The following is a 12535-nucleotide window of genomic DNA, read 5'->3' as shown; positions in this document are numbered from 1 at the left end:
GTTCCCTGATACGTTCTGAGAGTTTCGTGTGCTGTAATGGCATTATGAGCAACACACACAATAATCGATGGCAATATGAGTCCGGTCGTTTCTTCACCTGGATCCGCAGAAGCGGATTGATGCGTGGCGGTGACCGCTGGGTCGGTGGCGTATGCAGTGGTCTCGCCTCGCGATACGGCGTCAGCCCGTCATTCGTCAGAGCGGTGGTGGGAGCCTCCTCATTGGTGTTTGGATTTGGTCTCGCATTCTATGCGGTGGCGTGGGTGCTGCTTCCCGACGTTGAAGATGGGCGTATCCTCGGCGAGGATACGATACACGGGGAATGGAGCTGGACTTTGATCGGTCCAATCATTCTTTTGATTATGGCAAGCTGGATGCCGGGGCTTGGATTGTTGATTTTCCTTACTGCTGTCATCGTGCTGTGCATTATGGTCAATACGCTTGTCCATCAAGCAAGGGAAGGCGACAACGCTCCTTATCGTGGTAATTCATCCAACGCTTCTCCACCTGCCGCAGATGCCTCGTTTGGCAGTTCCACCAGTGCTCAATACGGAGACTGGAGAGACGGTGCAGCCATGAATGGCAATGCTTCTGCCAGCGTGCGGTCTGAGTCTGAAAGCAATGGGATGCGTGACGGAACAGGGCAGCCCTATCAGTCGGGCAATGCGCAATGGAATCAATCCGGCAGTGCTGCTGGAGATCAGGGAACGCCGTACATGCCACAAGGTGGTGCGGCCACTGCACCTTTTGGTACCACTTATGTGTCGACTCCAGTGTCTGCGCCTCCACGCAAGCGCAAACCTAAACGTTTGCGTCGGCGTCCTGCAGGAGCTGTTGTCACACTCTTGTCTTTCGGTCTGGTGTTCCTGATTGCTGCCGCAGCTTGCGGGTCCATATTGTTCGGCAATGCATATTTCAGCGGCGTGCTGCAAGTCATCGGTGTCGCCGTGGCCGCGATGTGTTTGGTGGTCGGTATCGTCATCGTTATTCTTGGAGCACGTGGGCGGCGTGCCGGCGGCATGAACGTTTTGGCTGTTCTTGTGGTGTGCGCTGCAGTGCTGACATCCGCTTTTTACGGTACCCTCGTCGCCGAAGGGTACGAGTCGCTACCGTACAAGCGCAGTTATAACAGCGAAAGTGTGGACGGTTCCGTGTACAAGTCTGTGACACAAGACGGAATGCAGCGGCTGAACAACGGAGTTTCATATTATGGAACGGATTACGACAGTTCTGTGCTTAACCTTGACCTCAGTGAGTATGCCAAAACTGCCGGTACGCATAAAATGACACAGGAAAACGGGGAGACTGTTGATTCCGGCTGTCCCACAGGGCGCATCAATCTGACCGCATACAACGCGCAGATAGTGGTGACGTTGCCTCGCGGTTGTTCGTTCATGCTGACCAATGTTCGCAAGGGGCTCGTAGGTATCTACAATAGGCAGGACGGTAAGCAGGCACACCTCATCTCGGAGCATGACGGATCTCGGAAGGTCGAGGTGTATAGCAAAGACGATCATCGAGATCTTGGTGGCTTTGAATGCGGCGTAACGCCAGATGCTGACACGGACGATAGTGATGGAATAAACCTGGAGTGCAAGGACTCCGATGGGTATTACTATTTTGGCAGTGTAGACGCTGATAAGCATATTTCGATGTATGGCCGAACGGGTAGAGGGTACTGGTATGACGGGATGCCGTTGAGCACCCTGATTCCGGGCGCACGTACGCTTGGCTCGCCGTATGGCATGATGACCAGCGACGGGTTCAATATGCAGCTGCATATGAGTCAGCAGAGTGACAATCGCCCGCTTCCCAAAGAGAGCGAATACCAGTGGATGAGCGAGAACGGTACCATGCCGCAAAACGGTCCCGAACTTATTATTTCAGCCAGCGAACTGGTCCAGGCGCAAGTCCGAGTCCTGTACCCGGATCAGGCGGGTCAGCAGTGATCGTGCCTGAACACGGCAGCGAGCAATCCCGATGGGCACCTAGAACCAATATTCACCAGACCGCAGCACACTTGAAGGAAGACATCATGACAGACTCCCATAGAACAGAGCACTCTGTGCAAGAAGAACATGTGCAAGAAGAACATGAAAGCCATGACCGCGACGTTCATGATGGCACGGAAGATATGGCTACCGAACAGCTATCGACGGCAACAACTGTAGACGAGTCAGCGGATACCATGCCGATAGGAGGCGATCAATCCGAGATGGAACATGCTGACACAGACAAGGAGACAGATACAGCCGCAAACACAGCCACATCCGCAGGTACAGACGCATTCACCGACACAGCTGCAGTCGCAGGTACAGAAACATTCACCGACGCAGCTGCAGCCGCATTCATGGACACGACGAATACCACATATCAGCATCAGTATGATGGTCAGCGTCAGAATGAGAATCAGCAGCCTGACCGGCAACCGCAGCAAGTGCCTTTCTACCAGCCCAATGTCGGTCAACAGCCTGTGCAGCAACCTGTGATACCGGCAAAAACGGGACCCAGCACGGTCACCATTGTCGGGGGTGCCCTAGTGTTAGTGGTTGGTGTACTGCTGTTTGCTGTCACTATGTGGTTCCCCGACAACCAGATTCAGGGTGTCGGGCAGAGCTCCAAAGTGCTGGTCACGGCCGGACTTGCGTTGATAGGCATCCTGTTGCTGGTTATTGCGTTGTGCTGTGGCATCGTCGGCGCCATACACAATCGTGCAGCGGATAAGCAGTCACGATTCCAGCCTCAGCCTCAAACCCAAGCTCAGCCGCAGTACCAGTCCCAACCTCAGTACCAGCCTCAGCCACAACCTCAATCCCAGTATCAAACTCAGCCACAGTCGCAATCTCAGGCTCAGTCTCAATCTCAACCGCAGCCGCAGTATCAGCCCCAGTCTCCTCAATCGCAGATGCAATTCCAGCCGCAGCCGCAAACGCAACAGCCTGATGACGCCGACACTGCTGGAAACCCATCTCGGCAATCTCAGCAGTGCGACTGATCTATGGTGTTGCTGCCCGCTTGATCTCTTGCGTTGCTGCCCGCTGTCTCTTACCAGATGAATAGTCCGAAGAACGACAACAGCAGCAACGTCAGAACAGCTGCGCCGAGGGTCAATACCATCGTGCTGGTGCGCGCTACTCCCCAAGATGAAGTTCCGGTCAGTTTGTCTGCGTCTGCGGCAGCGGAATCGGCTGCAGTAAAGCCTCGATGATCAGCACTGGTCTGCTTATGGTAATGGTTGCGCCACAGCGCCACCAGCAGCCATGACAGCAGTAGCACATCGACGAGAGCTAAGACGTGCAAGCCAACCCAACCACGGTGAAGTGTCGCAGTATCTTGCGTCAGTTTCATAGCGGCACTTACCGCTATGCCCGCATAAGCGAACACTTCCAGCAAACTGGCCAATGCGGCAACGCCGGTGAGCGTGAGCGGGACCGCAATCCGCTTCGGCACCTTGTGCGGTGTGCGCTGCCGGAGGCGTGAAGAGAATAGTGCACGGATGACCTTGCAGATACCGATGCATATGGCAAGCACGATAGCCAGAACGAAGCACACCAAGGCTGCGGCGATTCCTGCAGCCAGCACGTTGATGGAGGTGATGAGCCCCGGCCGTGTGCTGGTCGGAGCGGCATATTCCTGATGAGGCTGTGACCCTGCAATCAGCGGAGTTGACCACTGGCTCGCCGTGGCGCCTGCAGTAGCGCAATTCGTCCAATCGTCCAGGTTCCTGGTGTAATGAGAATCGAGAGGAAGACCGGGTTTTGATGTTTTCGCGCCTACGCGCATCTGATGGTTGGCCGGGTAGTAGCGCAAGGTGACGTTGCTGTTGCCGGCCGTCTTGGCGGTTTCGGTAATGAGTTTGGCGCCCTGCTCAATGGGCATGGCCGGATCCTCAGTGCCATAGTTGATGAGCAATGGCATGGTGAGATGATGAAGGTACTGTTCCGAAGGAAAATCCGCATAATCCGGGCCGAACGGGGCAAGGTTCATGCTGAGAATGCTGTCCACGGTGCTTTTGAGGCCATCGGGCGCTCCAGCCAAGGACAGGTAAGAGTTAGCTGCCATGGCCATCTGATGCCTGCCGGACAAGGCCGGCGGTGAGGTGAGGATCATGAACGCGATGTTCGGGTCGATGGCCGCCATGGCCTCACTGATCCACGTGCCCTCGGACTCGGCATACAGGCCTGCCTTCGCGGGATCGACTCCCGCTTGGTGCCGCAGTACATTGAGGGATGCCTCATAGTCGTGGGCCATGTTCTGATAGTTGCGATGAGTTAGAGTGTAGGTGTCGAGGCGCTTGCTGGGCACCAAGGTGACGATGCCGGCGGTGGCCATGGACCGCGAAAGATCTTCATACACTTCAGCCGCTTTGCCGGTGCCGGCACCATGAATGAACAGGCATGCGGGTCTGCCCGATGGGGCGCCGATGGGTTCGCGAATAATGGCATCTACGCTGACCCCCTCAGTCAGCGTTACACGAGTGTTGATGGTGCGAACATCATAGGTTCCTTCTTGAACCGGGTGCATGTTCTTGGCCCGAACCTCGGTGTTGCGCTCACTGACCGCAATATGGTCCGTATACGGTTCCGCTCTCCATTGCGGGGCCATGGCCTGGCCGAGCGCACTGAATATAACCATAAGCACGGCTAGGGTGGCAAGATAGGGGAGTGTTCGTTTCAGCAATCGCATGAGTGTCACTGTAACTCACCGCCTCTAGGTGTGCGCTTACCGCGTTGCGCGAGCGTAACGAGCGGCGCCTGAACAACGATGGTTTGGCGGTGCAGATGATGGTGTGGTGGCACGGTTGTCTATATGTAGCAGCGCACCATCACTGTGCAGACATGCATGTTATTGCGCCGCCTCAGCCTCTTCCAAAGACGAAAAGCCGCCCAACAGCACCGTATTGCGAATGGTTGCCTCGCTGAGATTGGCATTGTTGGCACCATACTGTTCCACAAGGTGCTCGTACAACGCCAACGTGGCATCGGAATACGTGCCCAATTCCCCGCGCAGGTAGGTTTCGAACGACGTGGTGTCAGCGGTGTCTTCATCCGATGTCAGTACGCGCATCGATTCACCGAGGTTGTGGTAACGCTCGCGGAATTCAGATGCCCACTTCACTTGTTGCGCAATGATACGTTCCTGTTGGGCGATGCGCTGGGCCGACAGCTGCGGTATGTACGGTTCGATGTTGTGGTGGTATTCGTTCGGTGCGGTCGATTCCATCATGCGTCCGTATTTTTCGGTGACCAGGTTGCGCCCTACCCGTTCGGCCTCTTCCAGATCCGCTTCATAACTGGACAGCAGCGGCTCGTCCCACGTGAGGAATTGGCTGAGGCGCATTTGGTAGAACATGGGCCAGTTGCCTTGGCATGCCGCCCGTCCGCCCTCATTGGTGGTGTCTTGGAACTGATTCCATTCATGCTGGATAATGGATTCCCGCAGTTGGTCCATGTGGATATCCTCCTTGGTTGGCGTGGCCGCTGGGGTGGCCGCCGTCGGCGCGGTTGCCGCTGGCATGGCATGGTCTGTAGTGATGGAGTTGATGCTGTCGGTACTGGACATGGTCTTCCTTTCGTTGCCGAGGTTTCGGTCTGTCTGGGAAAGGTCGGCTCGTGACTTGCACACGGATCTTTGCAGGTCCGTGTGCTCGTTTCTGCGGGTTGTATGTGCTGTGTGGTGGATTGCAGGGCCTGCGGTTGGTCAGTTTAGTTGGTCAGTCGGTAAGTCGGTCAGTTGGTTGGTTCTTAGTGTGCCTGATATGGGCGGATATTTGGTTATATGCTGTGCAAGGTGGGGTCGTTGCTGCCGATATGTGCCTCCACGTAAGGGCGCTGCCATTCGAGGAACTGTTCGTGTGACTCGGTGAGTCCCTCATCAAGCAGCTCCTGCACGACAAGCGAGCATATTGTTTCAATGGTGCGTTGCAGCTGGTCTTGCAATTGAAGCTGACCATCGTAGTGTGTGGTTGGCCGGCGCGCGCTGTCTGACGAGGCATCGGGTTGCGAACCGGTGAGATCGGAGGTTTGGAGCGGGAACCATGCGGCGCCGCAGATTTGTATCAACGTTTCCAGCAGTTCGCAGATGCCGGGCAGGCGCGCTCCCATGCGTGAGCTGAGCTGCCTCATCGCACGGAACCGCCATTTGTAGTAGGGCAGGTAGCCGGCGCTGGCTGGCTCGTTGATAAGGAAAACCAGTGAGCACGCGCTGTTCACGAACTCGTTCAACGACAGCCAAGCCGCTTGAACGTCACCCCGCTTGATCATGCGCGGCACATTGTATTGCCCCGCTTGTGCCATCATGCCCAGCCGGCGAGAAATCAGAGAGAGGCGCACGTCTTCGGGCATGAGTTTAAATCCCTGCCGCGTCCTGGAGAAGGTGCCCAGCGGGTCTGCAAATACTGCGCCATTGGTGGCCGCTGCAAGTGTAGGCTCGTCGAGCAGCAGCCATTCATGCGGTTTGTCTGCTTGTGGGGCTTGTTGGAAGCCGGTGATCGATGCGAAGAAATCCCCTATGTCAAAGACTCCGACGCGGCGCCCGGCTCCTTGTGCCCGTGCGGTTTGCTGTTTGTGCGAGAATCCCATGAATTCGGTTGGCAGAGCGTTATAGTCGGCTTGCAGCTGTGCGCCGATGGCTTGGTAATCGTCATGTTCCAGCCACAGGCAGAAACCCGGTCCAAAATCGTGGTCCTGTGATTGCGCGTCGTCAAAACCGTAGCATTCCGACCCATGCCCCACCAGTCCTGCGGCGATGCGCCCCCGGTATTGCGGGTAGCGTTCCAGCATGGGTTTTCCGTACGCTTTCCAATATGCGCGTGACAGTTCCAAGCCGCGAATGTCTGCGGTCGCAGGTTGCGCGCTTTCCGGCCGCGCGGTTGCCGGGCTTGTGTCCACTGGTGCGGCAGCGGTTTCCTCGGCAAGCGCGATGGTGTCTTCGACGGCATCCAAATTCGCAGCAGTGGTGCGGTAGTAATCGGTGTTCTTGCCGTAGCATGTTTCGATGACCTGCAGTGCTTGGCGATAGCTGTTGGCAGCCTGCTGCAAATCTCCGGTGGCGAAGCAGGCTTGGGCGAACCCGGCAAGGGCGGAAGCGTAGTGTGCACTATGTTCAAGATGCTCGGTTTGGTAGATGTCCAAGGCAGTCGATGCGTGGCTGAGCGCTTTGCTGAGCAGTTGTTGTTGTTCTTCATGTGGGGCATCGTGGGCTTGCTCGATCAGTACCAGGGCCAGATTGGTGTGGGTTGACGCGGTGTCGATGCTGATGTTCGGTGCCGGTGTTGCAGCGGAAAGGATACGCAACGACTGTTCGAGTTCGCTGCCGGCACTGGTGAAATCGTCGGTTTCGCTGTCGAGTATGGAAATGTTGTTGTGTAAAGCGGCCAAACGTGGGTCGTTCTTTGGGAAGGTCTGTTCGGCGGATTCCAAAGCTTGGGCATAGATGGTTCTGGACTGGTCGTAGCGTTGTGCTGCACGCAATGCCGTGGCGGCGTTGATGAGGGTGGTGGTCCAGGCCTCGCTGCCTTCGATATGCATGGAACGTCCGAGCTCCAGTGCTTGCTGTGCCAGGTGCTGATTGTCTTCGTGCCGTCCACGTGAACGGTAGAATCCCATGGTTTCGTTCAGCACCGTCAACTGACCTGCTTGATCGTTGCTGCTCTGGGCATCGTGCAGTGCCTGCAGCAGGTACGGTTCGGCTTTGGTTGATGCCTCGTGCGCGGAGAAAATGGCGTCGAGCCCACTGAAGAACTGCTCGGCGTTGAAAGGTTGTGTACTGTCCATTTTGCTCATCCTGTCCGCGCTGCCTAGGTCTTCGTTCGATTGTAGACGGGTTGGACGGGTTTTGCAGTCCAAAGACTCAAAAACAGAAGGGAAAGGACTGGCAAAGGCCGGGGTTCATGAGAGGGAGGGGAGGACGGGTTGTCCGCTCGCGCGGGAAGCAAAATAAACGTTTGCCGGGCTGTAATACAGTGTGCTCGGCAAACGCGATATGCACAAAGTGTATGTTGTGTCACACTTCCACTGGCTGCATGCGTTCAAGCGCGTCGGTGTGCGTTTCGTAGCGCCACGTGTAGATGGCCAGCATGAGCACTGCTATGGCTGCGGGTGCTATACCGCCCAACGCCGGAGCATGGTAATCCATGTGGGCGGAGGAAAGCATGAAACCGCCGAGCGCTGATCCCAAGGCATTGCCCATGTTGAACGCAATCTGCACGGCTGCTCCTCCGATGAGCTCCCCGCCGCCAGCACCGGCTTCAGCCATGAGGAGCTGCTGTGGGGAGGCGATGAAGAACATGGCAAAAGCGACAACGAACGTGAGCATTGCGGTGACGACGCGGGAACCGGGGATGAATGCGATCCAGGCCAGACCGATCACTGAAATCATCTGCCCCAAGGCCGCTGTTCCGCCATGCCGCCAATGATCGGCGACACGTCCGCCACCAAGACCTCCGAACACCATGCCGAGTCCTGCCAGCATCATGAGCCACGGTACGGTTTGCGTAGCATACCCGCCAACATGGTTCAACCATGGCGAGACATAGCTCCACCAGCTGAAAATACCGGTGTTGCCGGCAAACGTGGCGGCGATGATGAACCATGGGCCCGGTTTGGTGAGGAATCGGAACTGCCCGGCGAGCCCGGTGTCGGCCACGGGATCGATGTGCGGGAGCCACATCACCATGAGCAGTGCGGTGCAGGCTGCGAGAACCGCCAGTGCCAGGAAGGGCAGGCGCCACGACATATGTTCGGCAATGAGGGTGCCGGCAGGGACTCCGAGCATATTGGCTACCGTTTGTCCCGTTACCATGATGGATACGGCCTGTGCTTCCTTGCCTTTGTCGGCAAGAAGTTTGGCTACGAGCGTGGCGGTGCCGAAGAATGCACCATGCGGCAGCCCTGAGATGAATCGTGCGGCGATGAGCATGCCTGCGGAAGGGGCGAGGAAACTCATAAGGTTGCCGGCAAGTGCAATCAGCATCAGTACGACCAGCAACTGCTTGGGACCGGCCTTTCTGCCGATGATCAGAATGAGGGTGCCCACGCACACGCCCACGGCATAAGCGGTGATGAAGTTACCGGCCGAGGGGATGCTGATATGCAGGTTATGTGCCGCCTGGGTCAGGATGCCCATCATCACGAATTCAGCTGCGCCAAACACAAAGGCGCCGCCGGCGAGTGCAAGCAGACTTTTCTTCATGAGTTCCCCAAACGCGAAAGAATCAAGTGGTGTGGATAGGACGAGTAAAGAGAAACCCCTTGGAGTGCAAGGGGTTTCAATCTGGTCGGGCTGGCGAGATTTGAACTCGCGGCCTCTTCGTCCCGAACGAAGCGCGCTACCAAGCTGCGCTACAGCCCGATTGGTAACAGAATTAGTGTACAGCAGCCCCTCGGCTTTATGCTCAGTGCGTGTCGGGAGAGCCGTGAAAAGAAAGGCGTCATCGAGATAAAACAGTACCAATTGCACGGTTTTACGTGTAGTGACGCTTCGGTACACTCGGAAGCTATGACTGAAATGAATGCTGCCGGAACTCCCGGGAATGAAGAAGAGAACCATACGCCGGCATTGTCGACGGTTGAGCGCGCGCAGCTGCGACTCAAACAGGACGAGACCATCGCGCAGCGAGTCCAGGACGGTGCGTCGCTCGAGGAGGCGATCGATCCGACCAACAAGGAGTTCGGACCGGAAGCCAACCCCGAACAGGTGCAGATGCGCGTGGCCAAACGAGCCATGATGCTCAAGAACGGTGAGCAGCCCTACCCGGTGCATCTTGACGTGACCGACACCATCGAGGCAGTGCGTTCCCGTTACGACGGCACGCTCGAGGCGGGCGAAGAAACGCAGGACGTGGTCGGCATCGCCGGCCGTGTGCTCTTCCTGCGCAACGGTGGCGGGCTGTGCTTCGTGCAGCTTTCCGCAGGCGACGGAACCAAGATTCAGGGCATGATCTCCAAGAAGGAAGTCGGTGCCGACTCGCTCAAGGAATTCAAGCAGATGGTTGACCTTGGCGACCACCTCTTCCTCGAAGGGCGCGTCATCGCTTCGAAAACAGGCGAGCTCTCAATCTTCGCCTCACGCTGGCAGATCGCGGCAAAGGCGCTCCAGCCTCTGCCCGCCCTGCACAAAGACCTGACGGACGACACTCGTATCCGTAAGCCTTACGTCGGCATGATCGCCGACGAGAAAGTGCAGCGCATGGTGCGCCGGCGCTCGCAGGCAGTCACCTCGCTGCGCAACACCTTTGCCAAGAGGGACTTCCTCGAAGTGGAAACGCCTATGCTCCAGACGGTGCATGGGGGAGCTGCGGCGCGTCCCTTCACCACGCACATGAATGCCTTCGACATCGACCTGTACCTGCGCATCGCCCCTGAACTGTTCTTGAAGCGCTGCCTGGTGGGCGGCATTGAGCGTGTGTTCGAAATCAACCGCGATTTCCGCAACGAAGGCGTGGATGGCACGCATGCCCCGGAGTTCACCATGCTTGAGGCGTATCAGGCCTACGGCACGTACGACACCATTGCCGAGCTGACGCAGAGTCTCATCCAGAACGCCGCCATCGATGCGTTCGGCTCCACCAAAGTGAAACTTGTGGACGGCAGCGAATACGACTTTGGCGGTGAATGGAAGCAAATTACGATGTATGGCTCCCTCTCCGAGGCTCTGGGCGAGGAAATCACTCCTGAAACCAGTGTGGATCACCTGGGGGCCATTGCCGACAAGCTTGGCGTGGAGCGGGACGACGTGGAAAACCACGGCAAACTTGTGGAACATCTCTGGGAGCACTTCTACGAGGACAACCTCTACGAGCCCACCTTCGTGCGCGACTTCCCGGTCGAGACCAGTCCGCTGGTCAAGGGACACCGCACCAAGCCCGGCATGGTGGAAAAGTGGGATCTCTACGTGCGCGGCTTCGAGCTTGCCACCGGTTACTCCGAGCTCAATGACCCGGTGGTGCAGCGTGAACGTTTTGTGGCGCAGGCCAAGGACGCGCTTGCCGGCGACGTGGAGGCAATGGACATCGACGAGGACTTCATCGAAGCTCTTGGCGTAGGCATGCCCCCGGCTGGCGGCATGGGCATGGGTATCGACCGTCTGCTCATCGCACTGACCGGCGCGACCATTCGCGATACCATTACCTTCCCGCTGGTCAAACCGCTGCAATAAGAATTGTGTCACGCGCCGTGCAATGTTGTGTACTTGTGTACGGCACGAATCGCAAGGTATTGCCGGATGTGGTGGGCTGTGGTTGTTCCTTCCACACTGTGCGATACGAAAGACGTAGCGTATGGAAATGTATGAGCGGTACGTGTGAACGGTAACTAGGTGAGGATTATGGCAAAACACGCACATAAACGTGGTATGACCAATCAGGTGGTCGAGTCGTCTGCGGCGGTGCCTGTACAGATAGGTGATACCGGGAATGGCCGTGACGGTGAGAGTCAGCGTCCGGCAAACCCCAATGTGAACGGCCAAGGGAGCAATCTTGCCGTGTGGCTTTCCGCCGTGCGGCCTAAAACGTTGCCTGCGTCCGTGGCGCCGGTGCTTGTCGGTGTGGCAGCGGGATACAAAGGGCTGATTACCCGCGGAACCTGTGCCACTTCGCGTCCTGGCGTCGGTGGCTGTGTGGAACGCAGCCTGGTACCTTCCCAAGGGTGGGCGATGTTTGCGGCATTGTCGGCGCTGTGCGCAGTGGTGGCTCTGTTCCTGCAGATTGCGGTCAATTTTGCCAATGACTATTCCGATGGCATTCGTGGCACTGATGCGGGGCGAGGCGATGCCGAGTCGCAAACCTCAAAACCGCAGCGCATCACCGCCTCCGGACTGGTGGCTCCCAAGCGTGTGCTGACCGCGGCGTTGGTCAACGCAGCCGTTGCCTGTGTGGCAGGTCTTGCTCTCATCGTGATGACCGGCACCTACTGGCTGCTGCTCGTCGGCGTGGCATGCCTGCTTGCGGGCTGGTTCTACACCGGTGGCAAACACCCGTACGGGTATGCCGGTTTCGGCGAAGTCGGCGTATTCGTATTCTTCGGCCTGGTGGCGGTACTAGGCACGCAATATGTGCTCAGCGGCGGCATCAGCGTCGATGGCGTGGTTGGAGCGGTACTGTGCGGACTGTTCTCCTGCTCCATTCTGATGGTCAACAACCTGCGTGATGTAAAAGAAGACGTGGTGAGCGGCAAAATGACGCTCGGCGTGCGTCTTGGAGAACATCGCGCACGTACGCTGCTGCTGGTGGTCTACTTGGCGTCGATGGCGTGCACCGTGCTGATGGCCTTTGCGCCGGTGCTGATGGCACGCGGCGAAGTGTGGACGGTTGATTTGGCGGGGCTGGTATTCACCGCCATTGGGTTTGTGGTTGCGGTGCCATGCATCAAGGTGGCGGGAGCTGCCACGCAAGCTGTAAAAAAGAACGATTTTGTCCACGCGCTGCCTGGCTGCAGTGCTTCGGTACTGCTGTTCTCGGTGATGTTCGTCGTAGTGGAACTGGCCATAGTGCTCTGAGCTCTGCCGCTTGTTCCGCATGGTGCGCAGGCATTGGTCT

General features: G+C 57.4%; 8 protein-coding genes and 1 tRNA gene. 4 read left to right on the top strand and 5 right to left on the bottom strand.

What is annotated here, in order from left to right; translation table 11 throughout:
- The first annotated feature begins 44 nt into the window (after window positions 1-44).
- Both ACSYSO_RS06685 and ACSYSO_RS06680 read left to right on the top strand, forming a co-directional pair.
- Window positions 45-1949, top strand: a complete 1905-nt coding sequence (locus ACSYSO_RS06685) for a PspC domain-containing protein (RefSeq protein WP_489760330.1) — start codon at window positions 45-47, stop codon at window positions 1947-1949.
- An 86-nt stretch (window positions 1950-2035) separates the two neighbouring features.
- The gene (locus ACSYSO_RS06680) at window positions 2036-2995 is read left to right on the top strand and encodes a hypothetical protein (RefSeq protein WP_489760329.1); all 960 of its coding nucleotides are present in this window, start codon (window positions 2036-2038) and stop codon (window positions 2993-2995) included.
- A gap of 50 nt (window positions 2996-3045) precedes the next feature.
- Here ACSYSO_RS06680 and ACSYSO_RS06675 read toward each other — a convergent pair whose 3' ends face one another.
- The 5 genes from ACSYSO_RS06675 to ACSYSO_RS06655 form a co-directional block, all read right to left on the bottom strand.
- The gene (locus ACSYSO_RS06675) at window positions 3046-4686 is read right to left on the bottom strand and encodes an alpha/beta hydrolase family protein (protein WP_489760328.1); all 1641 of its coding nucleotides are present in this window, start codon (window positions 4684-4686) and stop codon (window positions 3046-3048) included.
- Window positions 4687-4845: 159 nt separating this feature from the next.
- A complete protein-coding gene (locus tag ACSYSO_RS06670; protein WP_489760351.1) occupies window positions 4846-5451 on the bottom strand; it encodes a DUF4125 family protein in 606 nt (201 codons plus the stop codon).
- A gap of 323 nt (window positions 5452-5774) precedes the next feature.
- Entirely contained in the window at window positions 5775-7775 is a 2001-nt protein-coding gene (locus tag ACSYSO_RS06665) for a DUF4037 domain-containing protein (RefSeq protein WP_489760327.1), read from the bottom strand.
- Between the two features lie 229 nt (window positions 7776-8004).
- A complete protein-coding gene (locus ACSYSO_RS06660) occupies window positions 8005-9192 on the bottom strand; it encodes an MFS transporter (protein WP_489760326.1) in 1188 nt (395 codons plus the stop codon).
- Window positions 9193-9274: 82 nt separating this feature from the next.
- A tRNA-Pro gene (locus ACSYSO_RS06655) sits at window positions 9275-9351 on the bottom strand.
- Window positions 9352-9507: 156 nt separating this feature from the next.
- Between ACSYSO_RS06655 and lysS the strand changes: the two genes are divergently transcribed.
- Together lysS and menA are read left to right on the top strand one after the other, a co-directional pair.
- Window positions 9508-11157 (top strand): lysine--tRNA ligase, encoded by a 1650-nt coding sequence (lysS, locus tag ACSYSO_RS06650; RefSeq protein ID WP_489760350.1) that lies wholly within the window; start codon window positions 9508-9510, stop codon window positions 11155-11157.
- Window positions 11158-11325: 168 nt separating this feature from the next.
- Window positions 11326-12495, top strand: a complete 1170-nt coding sequence (gene menA, locus ACSYSO_RS06645) for a 1,4-dihydroxy-2-naphthoate octaprenyltransferase (protein ID WP_489760325.1) — start codon at window positions 11326-11328, stop codon at window positions 12493-12495.
- Window positions 12496-12535: the final 40 nt, after the last annotated feature.

It is taken from the genome of Bifidobacterium sp. ESL1130 (assembly GCF_058507935.1).
Note: the sequence above shows the minus strand (reverse complement) of the source record. Positions and strands in the feature narration are given on the sequence as shown.